Source organism: Sphingomonas sp. S2M10, assembly GCF_012650175.1.
GTDB lineage: Bacteria > Pseudomonadota > Alphaproteobacteria > Sphingomonadales > Sphingomonadaceae > Sphingomonas.
Genome location: NZ_JAAILI010000049.1, coordinates 1 through 19,539 on the forward strand (window position 1 = coordinate 1; position 19,539 = coordinate 19,539).

The following is a 19,539-nucleotide window of genomic DNA, read 5'->3' on the forward strand; positions in this document are numbered from 1 at the left end:
GGGGCGGGGGCCGCCGCGACGGGCGCGGCCGCAGCCGGCGCATCGCCGTCCGGCACGCCCTTGTTGGCGAGCACCTGCTCGAGCGCGCTCAGCGCGGCCCCGTCATTCGGCCGGGACGCATTGCCCTTCGCGGCCTCGACATGGTCCGACAGCACGTCGAACGAGCTCAGCATCACCCGGATCACGCCGGGCGTGGGGACGATCTTCCCGGCACGCACTTCGTCGAGCACATTCTCGAACTTGTGCGCGAAGGCAGTCAGGTCCGAATGGCCGAAGGCGCCGGCGCCACCCTTGATCGAGTGGATCGCGCGGAACACGCCGGCGATGGTCTCGCCGGACAGGTCGCCCGCCTGCATCGCCGACAGGCCTTCCTCGGCCGTCGTGAGGCCTTCAGTGCACTCTTCGAAGAAGATTGCCTGGATATCGTCGAATTCGTCGCTCACGGGCAGACGCGGCGGATCGCCGCTCCCAGCTTCGTGGCCTCGAACGGCTTGGTGATCCAGCCGGTGGCACCGGCGGAACGGGCGCGCTGCTTCTTCTCGTCCGAGAATTCGGTCGAGAGCACCAGGATCGGCACGCCCTTGAATTCGGGAACCTGGCGCACGGCCTCGATCAGTTCGAACCCGTCCATCTTCGGCATGTTGATGTCGGTGATGAGCAGGTCGGGCTTGACCTCGTGCATGCGCTCCAGGCCATGCTGCCCGTCGTTCGCGCTCTCGATGCGAAAGCCCTGCGCGGTCAGCGACGTCTTGAGCAGCATGCGCATGCTCGCGGAGTCATCGACGGTAAGGATCAGCTTGGTCACAGAAGTTCTCCGGTATCAATGCCGACCGCCGCTGCGAGCTGGCAACGGTTTACCCGATCGGTGAAGGCAGTGCTGGGGTTGAGGATGGTGAAGGCCTTGCCGAGCTTGTCGGCTTCGGCCTTGGCGGCAACGATCAGCTGCAGCACCGCCTGGCCGACGCTCTCGACCTGCGAGGCATCGATCTCGACCGGTCCGTCGCCGTCGACCGCCTGGATGAGGCGGGTTTGCAGGTCCGCGGCCGTCACGGTCGAACCGTGCGCGGGGAGCGCGAGCGCGTTGTCCGCGCCAGCCTCAAGCGGTGGCAGGGGAAAGTCCATTCTTGGCCTCGTCGAGAGCGGTTTCGAGTTGCTGGAAGGTCGGCGCGTACGCGGAGGGCGTCATGCGACGGGCGATTTCGATCGCGACCTGCACCGGCTGGTTCTGGGCGTAGGCCACGATGGCGGTCTTCACGATGGTGAAGGGCTTGGAGTCGGATTCGATCGTCTCGAGCAGCTTGCCGGCAAGCGGCGCCACCACGCAGTAGGACAGCAGCACGCCGAGGAAGGTACCGACGAGGGCGCCGCCGATCATCGCACCCAGGATCTCGGTCGGCTGGTCGATCGAGCCCATGGTCTTGATCACGCCGAGCACCGCCGCGACGATGCCGATGGCGGGAAGGCCGTCGGCCATCAGCTGCAGCGAGTGCTGCGGATGGGTTTCCTCGTGGTGATGCTTCTCGATGTCCGCTTCCATCGCCGATTCCAGCTGGTGCGGATCCTCGAAGTTCACCGTCATCATCCGCAGGTAATCGCAGAGGAACTCGATCAGGTGATGGTCCTTCAGCAGGCGCGGATAGGGCTTGAAGAGGTCGCTCTCCTCCGGCTTGTCGAGATGCGGCTCGATGCCGGTGGCGCCGCTCTTCTTGAACAGCGTGAGCAGGGTGAACATCAGCGTCAGCAGGTCGGTATAGTCGCTGGCCTTCCAGCGCCCGCCCTTGAAGGCGCGCATGATGCCGGCACCGGCCTTCTTCACCGTCGGCATGGAGTTGCCGACGATGAAGGCGCCGATCGCGGCACCGCCGATGGCCATCATCTCATGCGGCAGCGCGTGCGCGATGATCTCGAACTTGCCGCCCGAGATCATGAAGCTCCCGAACACGCAGCCGAGAATGATGAGGAAACCAACCGCGTTCAGCATGATGAGCCCAAATTCTTTCCCTGGATCTTTCCAGAATTATAGGATGGTTTCCGGGGGTACCGGCTGCTTCGGGGATAATGCTTAGGTGCGGGTTCACCGCACGCCCGGTGCATGCACCGGCGAGGGTTGCTGAACCGTTTCCACCGGCACGATTTCGCGGCGGGCGATGGGGCGGAACACCAGCGCGAGCATCATCGGCCGATCATCGACCCGGGGCGGCGGCGGCACCATCATGAAGCCGAACTCGTCGGCGCACTGGAACAGGTTGGGCGCCACCTGCTGCATGCCCTCCAGCGAGGGCGCCGCCTCGGTTTCGTCCATGCCCGGTCGCTGCGAATCCGACAGGAAGCGTTCGACCGGCATGAACACCGCGCTTTCCACCTGCACCCAGTCGAACAGCTGCCCGAACTGCACGCCCACCGAGAAGCGGCAATCGCCGATCGGGATCGGCGCCAGATAATAGCCGTCGTGCGTCGGCGTCGCGGTGACGTTGCCGGTCGAGACGTTGGTGCCGTCCGCCACGATCACCGGTACGGAAATCGAACTGTCGACGAAATCGGCATATTTGAACGGCAGGCCGAAGCGCTTCTGGGTGAGCAGGGCGAGCTTCACCGGCATGCCTTCGCCGTGCAGCTCTGCCGGCAGATACATGCGCTCGGAGCCTTTCATGTAGAACAGCCCGCGCTGGCGCAGGCCCCGCCGCGCGATCGCCGGATCGAACAGCGCGACCGTATCGTCCACGCCTTCGTTGATGTCGTGTTCGAACTCGGCGAGCACCGCCAGCTCGTGCGCCAGCGGCATGTACATCAGCCGGGCCAGCACGGCCGTGGCGGCCTGGCGCCATAGCGGCATCTCGTCGATCGCGGTGCCACGCAGCCGGGCAGCGGCCTGCTCGCGCTCGAAGCGGAGAGTGCCTTCCTGGATCCGTTCGCGAACCGCGCTCTGGCGGCCCTTGATGCTGTTGGCCTTGCGGATCGGCGTGCCGTCGGCCTGGAAGTCGACGGTGGAGCCCTGCGCTGCGGTGCAGATCTGCTCGAGCACCGCCACGTTGGTGGCGATCGCCTCCAGCGTGTGACAGTCATAGCTGTCCTCGCCGATCAGGCCCTTCTTGTCGCAGCCCGCCCGGTACTGCTCGCGCAGCAGCAGATACCGCCCCGCCACATGCACCCCGAACCGCTCCCGCAGCAGTGCGTCGACATGATTCTGGACCGAGCCGTTATAGCCGAGATCGACCAGCATCAGCGTGTCGCCCGGCTGGGGGTTCACGGTCGCGCGAACATGCGCGATGAGGCGGTCCGCGAAGCCCTTGCCGGCCTTGACGATCTGCTTGACGCGCTGCGGATGCCGAATTTCCTTGAGGAAGGCGGCAAGCCGGGTGCGGTCCTTGGGAAGGCCCTTCAACAGCAGCCGCGCTTCGTTGCGCGGCAGCAGCAACTGGTGCGCGATCTTCTCCGGATCACTGCCGATCTCGAACTGCACATAGCGCTCGATCGCGTTCGGATCGGTGAGCGACGCGGCCACCGCGGTGAAGCGGCTGATCTCCACGGCATGGCCGGGCTGGTCCGGCTGGGCGATTTGATGGATGCGCATCGGCAGCAGCCCGTCGCGCATCATGAACAGCCAGTGGACGGTGCCTCCGCGCTCCGCCTGAAGCGCTTCCGCTTCCTGCTGGAGCCAGCGCTCATAGGTGTGGAACACCGGGCCCATTACCGAAAAGCCAAGCGACTCGGCGGAGTCGCCGATCTGCGGTTCGCCCGCTGCCAGGGCTGCGCGGTGGGGCTGCTGGGCGGCGATCGTGCCGGGGAGATGGGGGTGCAGCATCGCGCTGATCGACGATTCCAGCCGCAGCCGCTGCGCGGTCGCTTCGGCGAACTGCTTGAGGTGGAGCGTCTGCACGCCGAACGGCGCTACGCCGCCGACATCGGCGTTTTCGTTGTCGCCGATGTGCAGGATCGTCTCCGGCGCACATTTCAGCGCCTTGAGCACGTCCTCGTACAATCCCTCGGATTTCGACTTGTGATAGGTGGACGAGCAGAACACGCGGTCGATCATGCCCGCAACCTCGGCGCCCGCGGCACGCGCGATCAGGTCGCGCAGCTGTGCGGAATCCAGATAGGTGTCCGATACGATGATCACGCCGATGCCGCGGCGCTTCGCCTCGCGGATCAGTTCCACCGTCGGCTGGAAGGCGAAGCAGTGGCGCGCTTCCGCGTCAATCTCGTGCGCGACGGCGGCGGCAATCTCCGCCTTGCGCGCGTTCGGATACATCTCGCGATAGATCTGCTCGATCGTCACTTCCTTGTGGCGATGCTGCACCAGCACCGCGGTGCGCGCGCGCGATTCCGCCCATTGCCGCTGCAGCACGGTCATGCCGGGCAGTGCATGGAAGATGTCGATCGGCGCATGGCTGTCGCGCCACAGCAGCGTGTCGAAGCAGTCGAGCGAAAGCAGCTTGACGTTCGGGCGCCCTTCAAGCGCCGACGGCATAGCATGCGGAAGGATGAAATCGGTCACGGCACTGTCCCTGGAAAGCGCCCGCACCGAGGGGACGCAGGAATCTTATAGGAAGACCAAGGACCAACCCGGCAAAATCTTCCTACAATGGCGGCAGGAGCAAAGGAGCGACAATGACGATCAATGCTTATCAGGCTGCCCGGAGCCGGGCCGAGACGCCGCGCGCCGCGGAACTGCGGCTGATGCGCGAGATCACCGGCGAGATGCTGACCGCGCACGAAGCCGGCCTGAAGGGTGCGTTGTTGATGCCGTCGCTGTATCGCAACCGCGAGATGTGGACGGCGTTCATCACCGATTGCGGTGCGCGCGGGAACAACCTGCCGGTCGATCTGCGCGCCAAGATCATTTCCCTCGGCCTATGGGTGGATCGCTTCACCAGCGATGTCGTCGCCGGTCGGGAATCGATCATGGAACTGATTCAGGTAAACCGCACGATCATGGAAGGCCTTGGCTTCCAGGACCGCAGCGCAGCGCCCCAGGCGACCGCCGCCGCCGCCTGAACCGCGCTGCCGCGACCGGCAAAGCTTCGGCGAAGCCTTTGGGCTTCCTCTTGCGTCTGCGCGAGCGGCGCAATGCAGGTGCCCTCGGGCTGCGCCGGTGCGCATTGTCACCGTCCGGCGGATGCATGGGCGGGCGGGGCACCACGCGCGATCGGTCCTCGAACGAAGGGGCGCCGCCGCGCGACCGCCGCCCGGCTTGTCGATTCGGCAAGATAGGGGCAGCGGATCCGAACGACGCGTTGTCGGTCGTGTTGCAAAGTCCCTTGTCGGCACATGGCCGCCGGCCTGCACCGCAGAGACGCGACCGCTCCGATCCGATCCTGCCGGAAGATCAATCGACGCGCTGCCGTGCGGCGGCGCTTGTGCAATGCGGCTGAGAAACCGACCGTCGAGCGGCGGCAAAGCGTACCTCTGAAAGGCATGCGACCTCGGCAACATGCGGCCGCGAGACGCCATCTTGGGGGATGAGGTTTCGCGCACAGTGCCTTGTTGCACGCATGAAATTTGCCAACGTACATCCGCTGGTCGTCCACAATCGCGTAGAGTATCGCGGCTGTACCCGCGCGTGAGGTGGTCCTATTTTGGATCCATTCTATTTGCGCCGGTGCATCGTCTGTCTATGGCAGAAGTGACCATATGTCCTCGTTCTGTGCACATCGACGCGCACGACTCCAGCCCAGTCGCCGTCGCGTCCGTCCCGCCATGGGGCAAAGGCTTGAAAGCCGAACTTGGTCGATCGCCTCGGCGGGACGATGGGGGACCCGATGGCACCAAAGCCCCACCGGCGAGCCGGGGGCGCGGTCGTGCTGGCAACATGGCGTCGATTGCCGATTGCTCCTGAGCGGACCAAAGCGATACCTGGTGGCCATCAGCCAGAATACGGAATATGATCGGACACAAGCGTGCAACAAGGGTCGACATCGATGGTCCTCAATATGCTGGTGATCCTGATGGTGCGTGAAGCCGGCCTGCGCAGTATGCTGGCCGCGCGGCTCGCGCTCTCGGGAATCGACGTGGTCAGCATGGAGCAGGTCGATGCGGGCCGGATCGCCCGGCTTGGCGGTACCGCGCCGGTGCTGGTGGCCGATGGCACAGCGACGCAGGCCCATCCCGGAGGACTGGCCGCGCTGGCACGCGATCCGCTGTGGCACCGGCTGATCATCATGGGCGGCGCGCGCGATGTGACCGCGCCACACCTCCACCATGTCGCCGAAGAGGAACCTGCCGCCGCCATCGCCGCATTGCTGCGGGACGGCGGGGCCTCGTGATTCATCCCTTGGGGAAGAGACCTGCGGCGAACGCGATGCGCAGCGCTTCCGAAAGGCTGCGGACTTCGAGCTTCTCCATCAGGTTCGCCCGGTAGATTTCCACCGTGCGCGGGCTGATGTCGAGCTCATAGGCGATGATCTTGTTCGACCTGCCTTCGATCAGGCCCTTCAGCACGTCCGTCTCGCGCGGCGAAAGCTTGGCGATCTTGCCTTCCGCCGTCGCCGTGCGGGCCGCTGCCTCGCCATCTTCCTCCAGTTTGGAGAAAGCCTGGTCGATCACCTTGAGCAGGAATTCGGCCTCATAGGGCTTTTCGATGAAGTCGAGCGCGCCGGCCTTCATCGCCTGCACCGCGAGCCCGACATTGCCCTGGCCGGTGAGCACGATCGGCACGAACCGCGGCGCGCGATCCAGCTTCAGCAGCACGTCGAGACCGCTGGAGCCAGGCATGTGGAAATCGAGCAGCACGACGCCCGGATCGAGTTCGCTCTCCTGTTCCAGAAAGGCATCGCCCGAGCGATAGCCCCGGACGATCAGGTCCGGACGGACAGAGAGCAGGCTGTGCAGCGAAGCGCGGACGGCATCGTCATCGTCGACGATGTAGATCGTTCGGGTCATTATTCTTCACCTTCTTCGATACCGGGCAGCGTGAAGCGGAACGACGCGCCACCCCCCGGCGCATTTTCTGCACTCAACATTCCCCCATGGCCTTCGATAATGCGTTTGCTGATCGAAAGTCCAATCCCCATTCCGCCTGCACCTCCTTTTGTCGTGCTGAACCGCGAAAAAAGTGTTTCCAAGACATGGTCGGGGAGACCGGGGCCGCTATCCGTGACTGTGATCGCTATCATCTGGTCAGGCAGCTTCTCGGACGTTATCGTGATCTGTCGATCATCGGGCTCGACAAGCTTTAATGCCTGCACGGCATTGCGCAACAGGTTAACCAGAACTTGCTGAACCTGGATGCGATCGGCCAGGATGAAGCGCGCGGCGGGATCGAGATGGAAGCTGACCCGCAGGTTGAAGTGCCCCGTGCCGACCAGCACCAGCTCCACCGCGTCGCGAACCGTGCGCTCGACCGACTCCACCCGCATCTCCACTTCGCCGCGGGCAACGAAGGCGCGCAGGCGGCGGATGATCTCGCCTGCGCGCTGCGTCTGTTCCGAACCCATGCGCAACAGATCGGTGACGCGGGGGCCGCCCTCGCCGCGCTCGATCAGCATGCGCGCTGCGGCGAGGAAATTGGCGGTGGCGCTCAACGGCTGGTTGAGCTCGTGCGCCAGATCGGCGGCCATTTCGCTCATTGCGCTCTGGCGGGAGACATGGGCGATTTCGTTGTTGAGCTCGCTCAGGCGCTGCTCGGTGGCGACACGCTCGGTCAGATCGCGCACGAACACGGTGATCAGCAAATGGCCGTCGCTGCGGGCCGCGCCGGCGCGCATCTCGGCCGGGAAACGCCGGCCATCGGCGGTCTGCGCGGTGCCCACCAGCACTTCGCCGACCAGGCCGTCGCCGGTTTCGACGAAGCGGTGCAGAACCGCCTCGCCGGTCTCTGCCTCATCGTCCGGGACCAGTATCGTGAACGCCCGACCGACCACGTCGGAGGCGCGATAGCCCCAAAGCTCCTCCGCTGCCGCGCTGAACTGCAGGATCGCACCCTCGCCGGAGAGCACGATCATCGCATCGGGCACGGTTTCCAGGACGGTGCGGAGCTGCGCTTCGCGCCGTCGCAGCGCTGCTTCGTGTTCGTCGCGCTCGGTGATGTCGAGCGCGGCGCCGACCACGCGGATGAGGTTGCCGGCAGGATCGTAGAAGCAGCGCGCCGAGCCCTCCAGGGTACGCTCGGCTCCCGGGCAGCCGGTGAGCCGGTAGCGGAAGGCGAAGCGCTCGGCGCGCTGCGCGACGGCGGCGACCACCGTGGCGCGGAGCTCTGCCAGATCGCCCGGATCGATCAGCCGCTTCCAGGAGTCGAAGCTGGAAAGCGCGCCCAGCGGCAGTCCGAGCCGCTGCTCGGTGCCGGGCGACCAGTTGATGTGGTCGCCGCTCATGTCCCAGTCGAAGATGCCGAGTTCATGGGCCGCCGTGGCCTGGGCCAGGCGCTCCTCGCTTGCCCGCAACGCGCGCAGGGCGGCGACGCGCTCTGAAATGTCGAGGATGCTGTGCACCGCAATCGCGCCGCGGGTGGGCGTGGCGGAACGCAGCAGTCGCTCGATCACGTGGATCTGGCTGCCGTCCTTGCGCTGCTCGATCAGTTCCTGCGCACCATCGGCATCGGGCACCGCATAGCTGCTGTTCCAGTTGGGGCACTGGGCGCGCAGCAGCATGTACAGATTCTCGCCGAGCGCTTCGGCCTCGGTCCAGCCATAGAGCTGCTGGCAACCCAGCGACCAATGGATGATCCTGCCGCGCGCATCGGTCATCACCACGGTGGCACCGTCGAGGGCGAAGCTCAGTTCGGCGCGCGCCATCTGCTCGCGGCCTACGCGGTGGACCGCCCAATAGGCGATCAGGGCGATTGCGAGAATGTTGAACAGGCCCAGGACGAGGTGGCCGGTCAGCGATTCGCCGTTCGCGCCGCGCTCGAGCAGCAGTTCGACGGTGGCCGGCAGGGCCGGCAGCAGGATGGCGCCGGCCACGACGGTCTTGATCGCCAGCGGGTCCGAACGTTCGATCCTGCTGGCCCGGTTCCCTCCCACCTTCCAGTGCCCGAGCAGGATCGCCGCCGTCAGCGTGAATGCCATGATCGTGCCGGGCACGGAGGCGCGCAGGCCCTGGTTCACGGCGGATGGATGTTCCGTCAGCATCATGACCGTGGCCGAGGCCAGCGCCAGCGCCAGAGGCGCAATCGCGACCAGCGGAGCGACTTCCCGCAGCAGCCGCCACGGGCTGCGCGAGGCCAGGGCGGCGATCGGCAGCATCAGCAGGAACACGATGGCGTTCACCCCCGGGCGACCGGCTTGCTGCAACCCCAATGCCGCGACGGGGTCTGCGAAAAGCAGTTGCCCGATGTCGAACAACGGGGCGAGCAGGGGTTGAACGGTGCCGATCAGTCCCACGGTCATGGCGACGACGTAGAAGGCCAGCGCAATCCGCAGCCGCCGGAACTGATCGAGCAAGACGCCCAGCGCGACGCAGCAATAGCCAAGGGCCGTCATTGGCCAGATCGGATAGGTGCGGGGGATGAAACGATGCAGGATCGGCACGTCGAATGCCCAGCCCGCGAGGGTCACCAGCCCGCATATCAACGCGACTGCGGCCAGCACATTGGCCGTGGTGACGTTCATATACGGCGCGCCTCGGCGCGTCGCATCCCGATCTAATCTTCCAACGTGCAAACCACCTGCCCCTGCACAGGTCGAAGCCGAGGCTACGATTTGATCAGCATCGGTTAATTTTGCGCGAAAAGCCATAGGGAGATGCACGGAAATCCGTCGATTCCCTGAAGCCGCTTCGGGCGGGTGCTTGCCAAAAGCCCCCGGCGCGGCGATCAATTGCGCGGGGACCATCACGAGAACATCAGGGAGTCACGCTTGATCCGAAGCTTCGCCATGGCGGCCGCCTGCGTCGCCCTCACCGCCTGCGGGGGAAGCGGCGGCAAGCCTGCCAGCGCCTCCTCCACGCCCGCGAAGAAGGGGCCGGGCCTGGGCAAGGGATATGATCACGATCCCTATCCCTCCACCTATCGCCCCTATCCGGGCGTGCCGACGCTGCTGACCAACGTCACCATCCTCGATGGCGAGGGCGGCCGGATCGACAAGGGCGCGGTGCTGTTCCGCGACGGCAAGATCGTCGCGATCGGCCAGACCCTCACCGCCGAGGCGGGCGTGACGGTGATCGACGGGCAGGGCAAGTACGTCACCCCCGGCGTGATCGACATCCACAGCCATCTTGGCGACTATCCCTCGCCGGGCGTCGACGCGCTGTCTGACGGCAATGAGGCGACCGGGCCGGTCACCGCTGATGTCTGGGCCGAGCACAGCGTCTGGCCGCAGGATCCGGGCTTCAGCCGCGCGCTCGCCAATGGCGGCGTCACGACGCTGCAGATCCTGCCGGGCTCGGCCAATCTGTTCGGCGGCCGATCGGTGGTGCTCAAGAACGTCTATGCCCGCACCATGCAGGGCATGAAGTTCCCCGGTGCGCCGTACGGCCTGAAGATGGCGTGCGGCGAGAACCCGAAGCGCGTCTATGGCAGCCGGGGCCGCGAGCCCTCTACCCGGATGGGCAACATCGCGGTCGATCGCCAGACCTGGGCCCGGGCGGCCGAATACAAGCGCAAATGGGACAAGTACGAGAAGGACGGCGGCGAGGCACCGGGCCGCGACATCGCCATGGACACGCTGCGCGGCGTGCTGGACGGCGAGATCCGCGTGCAGAACCATTGCTACCGCGCCGACGAGATGGCCAACGTCCTCGATATGGCGAAGGAGTTCGGCTATCATGTCTCGGCGTTCCACCATGCGGTGGAGGCGTACAAGATCGCCGATCTGCTGAAGGCCAATAATACCTGCGCTGCCGTCTGGGCGGATTGGTACGGCTTCAAGATGGAATCCTACGACGCGGTGCCGGAGAACCTCGCCATCCTCGAGAAGGAGGGCGCGTGCGGCATGATCCATTCCGACGATGCCAACGGCATCCAGCGGCTCAACCAGGAAGTCGCCAAGGCGCGCGCCTCGGCGATCCGCGGCGGTTTCGACGTATCCGAGGCGACGGCGTGGAAATGGCTGGCGATCAATCCGGCGATCGCGCTGGGCATCGCCGACAAGACCGGTAGCCTGAAGGCGGGCAAGATGGCGGATGTGGTGCTGTGGAACGGCAATCCGTTCAGCGTCTACACGCGGCCGGAGATGGTGTGGGTCGACGGGGCGCTGCTCTACGACGCCAAGGATCCCAAGCGCCGCCCGGTTTCCGATTTCGAGCTCGGCCAGCCGGGCGAGGGGGATGTGAAGTGAGCAAGACCCTGTTTCTCGCCGCGGCGGCCTGTGTGGCGCTCGCGGCCCCTGCGATGGCGCAGGATGTGGCGATCACCAATGCAAAGCTGGTGATCGGCGACGGTTCGGCTCCCGTCGAGGGCGGCACGGTGGTGGTGCGCGGCGGCAAGGTCGTCGCGGCGGGTCGCGGCGTCGCGGTGCCGGCCGGCGTCGCCGTGGTCGATGCCGCCGGGCGCTATGTGACGCCGGGCATCTTCGCCGGCTTCACGCGGATGGGCATCGTCGAGGTCGACGGCGTCGGCGTTACCAACGATTCCGCGGCGGGCAGCTCGCCGTTCAATGCCGCGCTCGACGTGTCCCCGGCGGTCAATCCCCGCGCGACCCCGATCGCGATCAACCGGGCGGACGGCGTCACCCGCGCCGTGGTCGCGCCGGAGGTCAGCAAGGGCTCGATCTTCGCCGGCCAGGGCGCGGTGATCGACACCCGCAGCGATCTCCATGCGGTTGCCCGCCCGCGCGCCTTCCAGTTCATGGAATATGGCGAGAGCGGCGGGCGCGTTGCCGGCGGCAGCCGTCCGGCGGCGATCGCGATGCTGCGCAACGCGATGCTGGAGGCGCGCGACTATGCGCGCAATCCGGCAAGCTTCGCCGATCGCGGCAAGGATGCGCTGCTCACGCGCGCCGATGCCGAGGCGCTGGCGGCCGTGGTGCAGGGCAAGGTGCCGCTGCTCGTCCATGTCGAGCGCGCATCGGACATCCTGGTGCTGCTCCAGCTCAAGCGCGAGACGCCCGGACTGAAGCTGGTGCTGGTCGGCGCCACCGAGGGCTGGACCGTGGCCAGGGACATCGCCGCGGCCGGGGTGCCGGTGCTCGCCAACGCACTCAACGACCTGCCGGCGAGCTTTGAGCAGCTGGCCGCCACCCAGTCCAACATCGGCCGGATGCAGGCGGCGGGTGTGCTCGTCGGCGTGGGCATGATCAACGACGACGAGGCACGCCAGGCGCGGCTGGCGAAGCAGTACGCCGGCAATCTGGTGGCGCTCACCCGCGTGCCCGGGGCGACCGGGCTCAGTTGGGACGCGGCCTTCGCGGCGATCAGCTCCAAGCCCGCCGAGGCGATGGGCATGGGCGACGCCTTCGGCGCGCTCAAGGCGGGTCGCGCCGGCGACGTGGTGGTGTGGGACGGCGATCCGCTCGAGATCGGCAGCATGCCGGCGAAGCTGTATGTCGATGGGGTCGAACAGCCCCTGACGACGCGGCAGACGCGACTGCGCGATCGCTACTGGAAGCCCGCTGAAGGCGCGCTGCCCAAGGCCTATCAGCGCTGATCCGCAGCGTTCGATCCGGAACCTTCATGATCGCGGGCATTTGGGCGGTCAGGTGGAACGGTCCCGGCGCGGGAAAGGCCGCGTCGGGCCATCAGGAGTGAGGAACGATGATCAAGCACATCCTTCTACCCGCGGTTGCCGCGCTGGCGCTGGCAGGATGCCAGCAGGGCGGCGAGGCGACCGGCAACGCGGCGGCGGACACCGCCGCCGAGAGCAATGCGGTGGTCGCCAATACCGCGGACGGCAACAATGTCGCGGCGCAGGTGATCGCGATGAACGACGCGCAGCGCAACGTCGTGTTCATTCGCGCGATCATGGATGCGGGGCTGAAGTGCGACCATGTCGAGAGCTCGCAGCGGCTGCCGGATCAGGACGGCAACCCGTTGTGGCGGGCCAATTGCAGCGGCGGCGTGGCGCACATGGTCACCATCACCCCGGACGGCACCGCGAAGATCATCAGCCGCACCGATCGGTGAGATGACCGCTCCGCTTCCGGCGGCGAAAAAGAAAAGGGGGAGGTCCTGCCGGACCTCCCCCTTTCCGTTCCGGTAGCGGCGAAGGCCTCAGAGGCCGACCACGCCGCCGTCATTCTTGGTGATCACCACCACAGCCGAGCGCGGACGCACGGTTGCGGCGACGGTGCCGCCGGCCTGGCTGTCCGGCCAATGGCTGCTCGGCGCCGCCGGGGTGCCGCCCTCGCCGGGGTGCTGGATGCCGACGAACAGCGTGCGGCCGTCCGGCGTCGAGTCCACGCCGGTGATCTCGCATTCCACCGGGCCGACGAGGAAGCGGCGCAGGTTGACGCCCGGTGCCGCGCCGATGCGGGTGGCCTGCGTGGCCGTCGCCCCGCCGGTACCCGTGTTGGTGATCGTGCGAGCGCCACCATCGCCCACGGTGCCCGGAAGCGCGGCCAGCATCATGCAGTTGGTCACGTCGGTATAGGCGCCGTCGTCGGTCTGGATCCACATCAGCGGCTTCACCTGGCCACCGGCATTGGTGGCGCGGGCAAATGCCAGGCCGTCCGGGCTGGAGAAGTCGTTGGTGTCGTTCAGGCCCGACAGGTTGATGTTGGTCGCGTTCAGATCGGCACCCGCGCCGAACGCGTAGATGTCCCAGGTGAAGGTCGTCGCTTCGGTATCGGCTTCCTTGATGCGGATGATGTGTCCGTTCGGGTTGCCATATTGCGACGCGGTGCCCTTGGGGTCGTTATAGTGGCGCGGATTGGCCGCGTCGGTGCCGGTCAGCGGGCGGCCGGCGGCGTTGTTGTTGGTGAGGGTGAGATAGATCTCGCCCGTCGCCGGATTGGTCGCGGTCCATTCCGGGCGGTCCATCGGCGTGGCGCCCAGCTTGTCCGCGGCGAGGCGGGTGTTCACCAGCACGTCCGCCTGATCGGCGAACGGGTAGGCGGTGTTGGTGCCGTCCAGGCCGTTCTGACCATAGACCAGCGGCATCCAGGTGCCGGTGCCGTCGGCGTTGAACTTGGCCACGTAGAGCGTGCCCGCGTCCAGATACTTGTCACCCATCGCAAGGCGGTCGGTGGCATTGGCGTCGGCGGCGACCCAGGCGGTGGCCGAGACGAACTTGTACATATATTCGCGGCGCGAATCGTCGCCCATGTACCAGGCCGGCTTCTTGCCGACGACGAACAGGCCCGGCCAGCAGCCCTCATGGCCCATGCGGCCCAGCGCGGTGCGCTTGCGCGGCGTGGAGGTGGGGGCATAGGGGTCGATTTCCACGATCCAGCCGAACTGGTTCGGCTCGTTGCGGAAGTCGCTGGTCGCCGCGCCGGTGCCGGCACGTGCGTCCCAGCGGCGGAACAGCGTATTGCTGCTGTCGGCGGCGACGACGGTCGACCAGCCATAGCTGCCGGTGCTGCTCGTCACGCCGTAGCGGCTGAGCGCGGTAACTTCCTTGGCGGTGCGATTGGCGGTATCGCCGCTGCGGCGGAAATAGCCGGCCCAGTTCTCTTCGCAGGTCAGCGCCGAGCCCCAGGGCGTCGTGCCGTTGGCGCAGTTGTTGATCGTGCCGCGGCCGGCGACGCCGGTCGGCGAGTAGACCGTCTTGAGCAGGTCGGAGCCCTTGGCCGGGCCGTTGAACACCATCGGCGTCGCCGGGGTGATGCGGCGGTTGAAGGACGAGTCCTGCTTGACGGTCCAGGCGCGATTGGTGCCTTCCGACACTTCGGTCACCGACACGCCGTGGCAGTCGATTTCCTTCTGCGCTTCCGATTCCGGACGCGCGCCGTTGACGGTCGTGGCGCCGTTTACGTGCAGATACTGGTCGTTGATGTTCTCGTGATTCTGCACCAGCAGACCGCGCGTGGAGCTGTTCGCGTCGCGCGTGCCGGTGGCGCTGAGGCCGTACCAGTACAGGGCGTCGCCATGGTCGCCGATGCGCTGGGCGAAGTTCGTGTCGGTGCCGTCATTCTTGTAGGCGGGCACGTTCGCGGCGATCGGATCGCCGGTGCGGTTGATCACGCTGACGGTGTAGCCCGTCGGCACGGTCACCACGTCGAGCTTGTTCTTCGCGACGGCGGTGAAGCCGAGCGTCGCCGGGTCGACCGTGACGGTGGTCGTCGCGGTCGAGGTGTTGCCCGCATCGTCGGTCGCGGCGAACTGGAAGGTCAGGTTCGTGCGCGCCGCCACTGCCGGCGTCATGAAGGTGGCGATGTCCTGGTTGGCGTTGGTCAGCGTGACGGTCGGGCCGCCGGTCTGCGTCCAGGCGACCGCGGTCACTGCCTTGTCGTCATTGGCGGTACCCGTGAGGGTCACCATGCGGCCGGCCGTGGTCGTGATAGCGGCGCCGGCGGTAACGCGCGGCGGGGTCGGCGTGCGGAAGCTGTCGCTGCTGTCGCAGGCTGCGACCATCGATCCGCCCATCGTCGCGGCGACGATGGCGCTGGACCCGCGCAGCAGGGTGCGGCGCGAATAGCGCTGGTCGGCGAGTTCGTTGAGCGTAACGGCGGTGCTGTGGTTGGTATCCACATCGCCATCGGTATAGCCGAACGGCGCCTCGATCAGATCGGTCATTGGGTTCCCCTCTGTTGCTCGGGCACGTTGTCCCGGCGTGAGGCTGCCCATGAGCGCGCGGCATGAAACCGTCATGGATGTTTCGTTACCAGTCGGCGGCTTTCATATGGCGATCACGTGACACTTGCCAAGCTGCCATCAGAAGCTAAGCGCGGCCCGATGACGCCGGACGCTCCCGATCGCGATCCCACCATGCCGCCACCCAGCCTAGCCCTCCGGGCGTTTGGCTGGGCACGCGCCCGCGCCCGCCGGCCCGTGGCGCCGGTCGACAAGGCTGCGGAGGCGGTTGCGGCCGGGTCCTGGATCGTCCCCGCGCTGGCGCTGCTGGTCGCTGCGGGGCCGATCGCAACCCTTGCAGGGGCGACGCTGCTGGCCGGGCGTGCCCAGCGCGAGACCGCAGCGGCCGAAGCCGCGCTGGCACCCCGCTACGCCGCCGATCAGGCGCGGGGGGCGGCGCGCACGATGCTGGGTGCCGCCATCGTGCAGCCGGGGCCGGCGGCGCTGCTGGATACCCTCTCCACCGCCTTGCCAGCGGACGCGGCCCTGATGCGGGCCGAGCGGCAGGCGGACGGCACGCTGGAACTGGAGGTCGCGGTCAGCGATCCGGACGCGCTCCGCACGGCGCTGCGGCGGGTGCCTGCGCTGGCCGGCCTGCGCGATGTGCGGCAGCAGGAAGGCGAGGGGCGGACCATGGTGGTGCTGCGGCAGGCCGCGCGATGAGCCGTCGACCGATCCTGTGGGGGCTGCTGGCCGGGCTGCTGCTCGCCGCGATGCTGGCGCCCTGGACCGGCGCCGCCCTGGGCACACTGAGCAAGGCGCGAACGGCGCGTGCGGCGGCCTTGGCGGCGCTGGCGGAGCCTGTCGCGAGCGGGCCGATCGTTCGGTCCGATCTCGCCTTTGCCAAGGCGAGCGCCGTATCCACCGCGCGCGCGCGGATCGAGCGCGTCGCCCGCGGCGGCGGTGTTCTGGTGGAATCGGTGGTCCCGGTTTCCGCGCCGGCGCCGCTCGTGATGGTCGGGATCCGCGTGTCCGGGCCCGAAAAGGCCGTGCTCGCGCTGGCCGACGCGCTCGAGCGCGAGCGCCCGCTGATGCGCTTTCGCGCGTGGCGCATCGCATCGGCAGAGGGCGGCGGCGTACGGCTGAGCGGCACGCTGGTCGGAGCGGTGCGATGATCCCGCGCGCGCAAATCGCCGCGCTGGCCGGGGCTGCGCTGGCGGCGGCGGCGCTGCCCGCCCTGCTGTTGCGTCCGGCGACGTCGGAACCGCCACGGTCGCAGCGCGCACTGCCTCCGCTCGTCGCGCCCGCCGAGCCGCCGCTCACCCATGTTTTCGATCGGCCGCTGTTCACCGCACCCGCTGTCGAGGGCGGGACCTTGCCCGCCGACGCGCCGCAATTGACCGGAATCGTCGGCCGGCTGGGCAGCGACGCCGTCGCCCTGGTCCGCACCGCCCAGGGGAGCAGCCGCAGCCTTGCGATCGGCGACAGCGTCGATGGCTGGCGGCTCGAATCGCTGTCGATCGACGCGGCGCTGTTCAGCCGTGGCGGTCAGCAGGCGCGCGTGCCGCTGCCCGCTGCCGACGATCCCGCGCCGGCGGCTCAGTAGATCCCGTCGATCTCCACCTTCAGCCGGGCGGGGGGCGGCGCGAGCAGCAGGCTGTTGCGCTTGGCGCTTTCCGCCTCGTCGGCGCGCAACCGGGCATAGCGATCCTTGGCGGCCGCGCTGGCATCGGCGCCGTCGCGCAGGATGGTGGGCTTCAGGAAGATGAACAGCGTCCGCTTCTGGTGCTGCTCGCGGCGGCTCTTGAACAGCTCGCCGATCAGCGGGATGCTGCCCAGCACCGGCACCTGCTGGCGGGTATCCTGATAATCGTCGGCGGTAAGGCCGCCCAGCACGATCGTCGAGCCGTTGTCGGCCAGCACGGTGGTGTTGATCGCCCGCTTGTTGGTGATGATGTCGGATGCCTGCGACACGGTGGTGCTGGCGATCGCCGAGGCTTCCTGGTTCACCTGCAGCCGGATGGTGTCGCCGGCGTTGATCCGCGGCAGGACACGAAGCGTGATGCCCACATCCTTGCGCTCGATGGTGTTGTAAGGCGTCGCCGAGCTTGAATTGGTGAGGATCGATCCGGTCACGAAGGGCACGTTCTGGCCCGCGATGAACTCCCCGGCGACATTGTCCAGCACCGTGATCTGCGGCGTCGACAGCAGGTTGGCGCGGGTGGAGGTGCCCAGCGCCTGGAGCAGCACCGAGAAATCATCCCCCACCTTGAAATTGCCGGTGAAGCCGCTCGCGCCGGTGCCGAGCAGCGAGCCGGCCGGGACGCCCAGCGCGCTCAGGATCGCGCCGAGCGATGCACCGCCGGCGTTGAACGACGTCGCTGCGCCGGTCACGCGGTCGAGCACCGCGCCGCTGGTGCCCAGCTGCACGGCCAGCGCTTCGGCATCGTCGCCGGTGATTTCGGCGATCGCGGCTTCGATCAGCACCTGCGGGCGGCGCACGTCCAGGTCGCGGATCAGCGGCTCGATCGAGGCGATCGCGCTGGGTGCGCCGCGAATGACGATCGCGTTCAGCTCGGGTGCCGGCTGCACCGTCAGGTCGGGGGTGGAGAAGCCTTGGGGCGTCTTCGGCGTCGTCGACTGCATCGTCGGCGTGCTGGTGGCGGTCGCGGCCTGGACGCCGGTTGCCCCGGTGGCGCTCCCCGCGCTCGCGGCACCCGCCATGCCGGCGGCGGCACCGGAAAGGCTGCTCTGCGAGGCGAGGCGGGAGAAGGGGTTGCTCGCGCCGTTCGACAGGCTGTTGGCAACGGGATTATCGGTGCTTTCGCCCAGGCCCAGCACGCCGCGCAGCACGTCCGTCACCGTTTCGGCATCGGCATAGTTCAGCCGGAACATGCGGGTGATCGGCGTGGACCCGCCGGGCAGGTCCAGCGAGGCGACGATGCGGCGCCCTTCGGCCACGGAGGCGGGGGTGCCGCGCAGGATGACGGTGTTGCTGCGCTCGTCGGCAGCGACGCGGGTGCCCGCGCCCTGGTCGCCGCCCAGCACGTTCTGCACTGCCTGGGCGACCGCGGGCGCGCTGCCGTTCTTGAGCGCGATCGCGGCGAAGGTTGCCCCGCCGCCGCCGTCCAGCTGGCGGATGATCGATTCGATCCGGCGGACATTGTCGGCATAGTCGGTGATGACGACGGCGTTGGGCGCGGTCAGCGGCTCGACGCTGCCGAAGCTGGCAACGAGCGGCCGGGCGATCCGCGCGGCATCGGCCGACGGAACGTTGGACAGCCGCACCATCCGCGTCATCAGTTCCTGTCCGGCGATCCCGCGCGCGGGCAGGCCGCCGTCGCGCACCGCATTCGCGGCGGGCACGATCCGCCAGGCACGGCCCGAGCGCACCGCCGCATAGCCATTGGCCCGCAGCACCGACTGGAACAGGTCCCACACCCCGTTCGGCGTCAGCGGGCTGGAGGAGGTGACCGTCACCACCCCCTTCACGGCGGGATCGAGGATCAGCGTGCGCCCGGTGATGCGCGATATCTGATCGGCCACGTCGGCGATCTCCACCCCGCGCATGTTGATCACCACATCGGCGGTGTCCTGCGGGGCCGCAGCGGTCTGGGCGGCGACCAGCACCGGATCCAGAAGCATCGGCGCGAGCGCGAGGCAGGCGAGGGCGGGGCGAATCTTCACGGGGTTTCTCTCTTCTAGCGCAGCGGGACGGTCAGCGTGATCCGCCGCCCGTCGCGCAATATCTGGACCGTGGCCGTGCCGCTGGCCTGTGCGGCGGCGAAGGCGGCGTTGGCCGCCTGGGTATCGGAAAGCGAGGTGCCGTTGACCGAGGTGATGACGTCCCCGGCCTGCATGCCGGGCGGGCCGTTGCTGCCGATCCGGAAGCCCTCCGGCGTCGGGGTCGCGCCCAGCTTCTGCAGCACGGCGGCGCTGTTGCCGGGGACCTGCGCCGCCGTGCTGCAGAAGCTGGGCGCGACCCCGACGCCGGAG

18 protein-coding genes are annotated in these 19,539 nt (G+C 67.7%); 8 read left to right on the forward strand and 10 right to left on the reverse strand.

The window, feature by feature from the left end:
- From S2M10_RS11775 to S2M10_RS11795, 5 genes are all read right to left on the reverse strand, one after another.
- Positions 1–443, reverse strand: a 443-nt coding sequence (locus S2M10_RS11775; RefSeq protein ID WP_348770584.1) for an Hpt domain-containing protein, incomplete at its 3' end; no start/stop codon positions are given.
- Complete coding sequence (locus S2M10_RS11780) at positions 440–805, reverse strand: response regulator (RefSeq protein WP_121078538.1); 366 nt, start codon at positions 803–805, stop codon at positions 440–442. The genes S2M10_RS11780 and S2M10_RS11775, both read right to left, overlap by 4 nt.
- A complete protein-coding gene (locus tag S2M10_RS11785; RefSeq protein ID WP_168846240.1) occupies positions 802–1,122 on the reverse strand; it encodes an STAS domain-containing protein in 321 nt (106 codons plus the stop codon). Before S2M10_RS11785 ends, S2M10_RS11780 begins: the two co-directional genes overlap by 4 nt.
- Positions 1,097–1,981 (reverse strand): flagellar motor stator protein MotA, encoded by an 885-nt coding sequence (gene motA, locus S2M10_RS11790; protein ID WP_168846241.1) that lies wholly within the window; start codon positions 1,979–1,981, stop codon positions 1,097–1,099. The genes S2M10_RS11785 and motA overlap by 26 nt, the downstream gene beginning before the upstream one ends.
- Before the next feature lie 93 nt (positions 1,982–2,074).
- Positions 2,075–4,495 (reverse strand): HAD family hydrolase, encoded by a 2,421-nt coding sequence (locus tag S2M10_RS11795; protein WP_168846242.1) that lies wholly within the window; start codon positions 4,493–4,495, stop codon positions 2,075–2,077.
- Between the two features lie 113 nt (positions 4,496–4,608).
- Between S2M10_RS11795 and S2M10_RS11800 the strand changes: the two genes are divergently transcribed.
- Together S2M10_RS11800 and S2M10_RS11805 are read left to right on the forward strand one after the other, a co-directional pair.
- Complete coding sequence (locus tag S2M10_RS11800; RefSeq protein ID WP_168846243.1) at positions 4,609–4,995, forward strand: flagellar biosynthesis regulator FlaF; 387 nt, start codon at positions 4,609–4,611, stop codon at positions 4,993–4,995.
- Between the two features lie 923 nt (positions 4,996–5,918).
- Entirely contained in the window at positions 5,919–6,263 is a 345-nt protein-coding gene (locus S2M10_RS11805; protein ID WP_247650770.1) for a hypothetical protein, read from the forward strand.
- Between the two features lies 1 nt (position 6,264).
- On the opposite strand, the gene S2M10_RS11810 is transcribed toward S2M10_RS11805, so the two are convergent.
- Both S2M10_RS11810 and S2M10_RS11815 read right to left on the reverse strand, forming a co-directional pair.
- Positions 6,265–6,879 carry a response regulator gene (locus S2M10_RS11810; protein WP_168846244.1) on the reverse strand — a complete coding sequence of 205 codons (615 nt, stop codon included), beginning with the start codon at positions 6,877–6,879 and terminating at the stop codon, positions 6,265–6,267.
- A complete protein-coding gene (locus S2M10_RS11815; protein WP_247650771.1) occupies positions 6,879–9,752 on the reverse strand; it encodes a PAS domain S-box protein in 2,874 nt (957 codons plus the stop codon). Before S2M10_RS11815 ends, S2M10_RS11810 begins: the two co-directional genes overlap by 1 nt.
- A 57-nt stretch (positions 9,753–9,809) precedes the next feature.
- Here S2M10_RS11815 and S2M10_RS11820 point away from each other — a divergent pair, with 57 nt between their 5' ends.
- The 3 genes from S2M10_RS11820 (at position 9,810) to S2M10_RS11830 (ending at position 12,993) form a co-directional block, all read left to right on the forward strand.
- The gene (locus tag S2M10_RS11820) at positions 9,810–11,210 is read left to right on the forward strand and encodes an amidohydrolase (RefSeq protein WP_168846253.1); all 1,401 of its coding nucleotides are present in this window, start codon (positions 9,810–9,812) and stop codon (positions 11,208–11,210) included.
- The gene (locus S2M10_RS11825) at positions 11,207–12,517 is read left to right on the forward strand and encodes an amidohydrolase family protein (protein WP_348770585.1); all 1,311 of its coding nucleotides are present in this window, start codon (positions 11,207–11,209) and stop codon (positions 12,515–12,517) included. The genes S2M10_RS11820 and S2M10_RS11825 overlap by 4 nt, the downstream gene beginning before the upstream one ends.
- Before the next feature lie 107 nt (positions 12,518–12,624).
- Positions 12,625–12,993 carry a hypothetical protein gene (locus S2M10_RS11830; RefSeq protein WP_168846245.1) on the forward strand — a complete coding sequence of 123 codons (369 nt, stop codon included), beginning with the start codon at positions 12,625–12,627 and terminating at the stop codon, positions 12,991–12,993.
- An 87-nt stretch (positions 12,994–13,080) separates the two neighbouring features.
- On the opposite strand, the gene S2M10_RS11835 is transcribed toward S2M10_RS11830, so the two are convergent.
- Complete coding sequence (locus S2M10_RS11835; RefSeq protein ID WP_168846246.1) at positions 13,081–15,546, reverse strand: PhoX family phosphatase; 2,466 nt, start codon at positions 15,544–15,546, stop codon at positions 13,081–13,083.
- Between the two features lie 159 nt (positions 15,547–15,705).
- Between S2M10_RS11835 and S2M10_RS11840 the strand changes: the two genes are divergently transcribed.
- From S2M10_RS11840 to S2M10_RS11850, 3 genes are read left to right on the forward strand one after another with little or no spacing between them, the layout of a single operon-like run.
- Positions 15,706–16,266, forward strand: a complete 561-nt coding sequence (locus S2M10_RS11840; protein WP_168846247.1) for a hypothetical protein — start codon at positions 15,706–15,708, stop codon at positions 16,264–16,266.
- The gene (locus S2M10_RS11845) at positions 16,263–16,718 is read left to right on the forward strand and encodes a hypothetical protein (protein ID WP_168846248.1); all 456 of its coding nucleotides are present in this window, start codon (positions 16,263–16,265) and stop codon (positions 16,716–16,718) included. The genes S2M10_RS11840 and S2M10_RS11845 overlap by 4 nt, the downstream gene beginning before the upstream one ends.
- Entirely contained in the window at positions 16,715–17,149 is a 435-nt protein-coding gene (locus S2M10_RS11850) for a hypothetical protein (protein ID WP_168846249.1), read from the forward strand. Before S2M10_RS11845 ends, S2M10_RS11850 begins: the two co-directional genes overlap by 4 nt.
- Here S2M10_RS11850 and gspD read toward each other — a convergent pair.
- A complete protein-coding gene (gspD, locus tag S2M10_RS11855) occupies positions 17,143–19,230 on the reverse strand; it encodes a type II secretion system secretin GspD (protein ID WP_348770586.1) in 2,088 nt (695 codons plus the stop codon). The two genes, S2M10_RS11850 and gspD, sit on opposite strands and share 7 nt — an antisense overlap.
- 14 nt (positions 19,231–19,244) lie before the next feature.
- On the reverse strand, positions 19,245–19,539 hold a 295-nt coding region (locus tag S2M10_RS11860; RefSeq protein ID WP_168846250.1), incomplete at its 5' end, for a PDZ domain-containing protein.

Coding starts and splice junctions, on each gene's coding strand:
- S2M10_RS11800 (WP_168846243.1), top strand. CDS start 4,609: ATGACGATCAATGCTTATCAGGCTGCCCGGAGCCGGGCCGAGACGCCG.
- S2M10_RS11850 (WP_168846249.1), top strand. CDS start 16,715: ATGATCCCGCGCGCGCAAATCGCCGCGCTGGCCGGGGCTGCGCTGGCG.
- S2M10_RS11805 (WP_247650770.1), top strand. CDS start 5,919: ATGGTCCTCAATATGCTGGTGATCCTGATGGTGCGTGAAGCCGGCCTG.
- S2M10_RS11810 (WP_168846244.1), bottom strand. CDS start 6,879: ATGACCCGAACGATCTACATCGTCGACGATGACGATGCCGTCCGCGCT.
- S2M10_RS11820 (WP_168846253.1), top strand. CDS start 9,810: ATGGCGGCCGCCTGCGTCGCCCTCACCGCCTGCGGGGGAAGCGGCGGC.
- motA (WP_168846241.1), bottom strand. CDS start 1,981: ATGCTGAACGCGGTTGGTTTCCTCATCATTCTCGGCTGCGTGTTCGGG.
- S2M10_RS11845 (WP_168846248.1), top strand. CDS start 16,263: ATGAGCCGTCGACCGATCCTGTGGGGGCTGCTGGCCGGGCTGCTGCTC.
- S2M10_RS11785 (WP_168846240.1), bottom strand. CDS start 1,122: ATGGACTTTCCCCTGCCACCGCTTGAGGCTGGCGCGGACAACGCGCTC.
- S2M10_RS11830 (WP_168846245.1), top strand. CDS start 12,625: ATGATCAAGCACATCCTTCTACCCGCGGTTGCCGCGCTGGCGCTGGCA.
- S2M10_RS11835 (WP_168846246.1), bottom strand. CDS start 15,546: ATGACCGATCTGATCGAGGCGCCGTTCGGCTATACCGATGGCGATGTG.
- S2M10_RS11840 (WP_168846247.1), top strand. CDS start 15,706: ATGACGCCGGACGCTCCCGATCGCGATCCCACCATGCCGCCACCCAGC.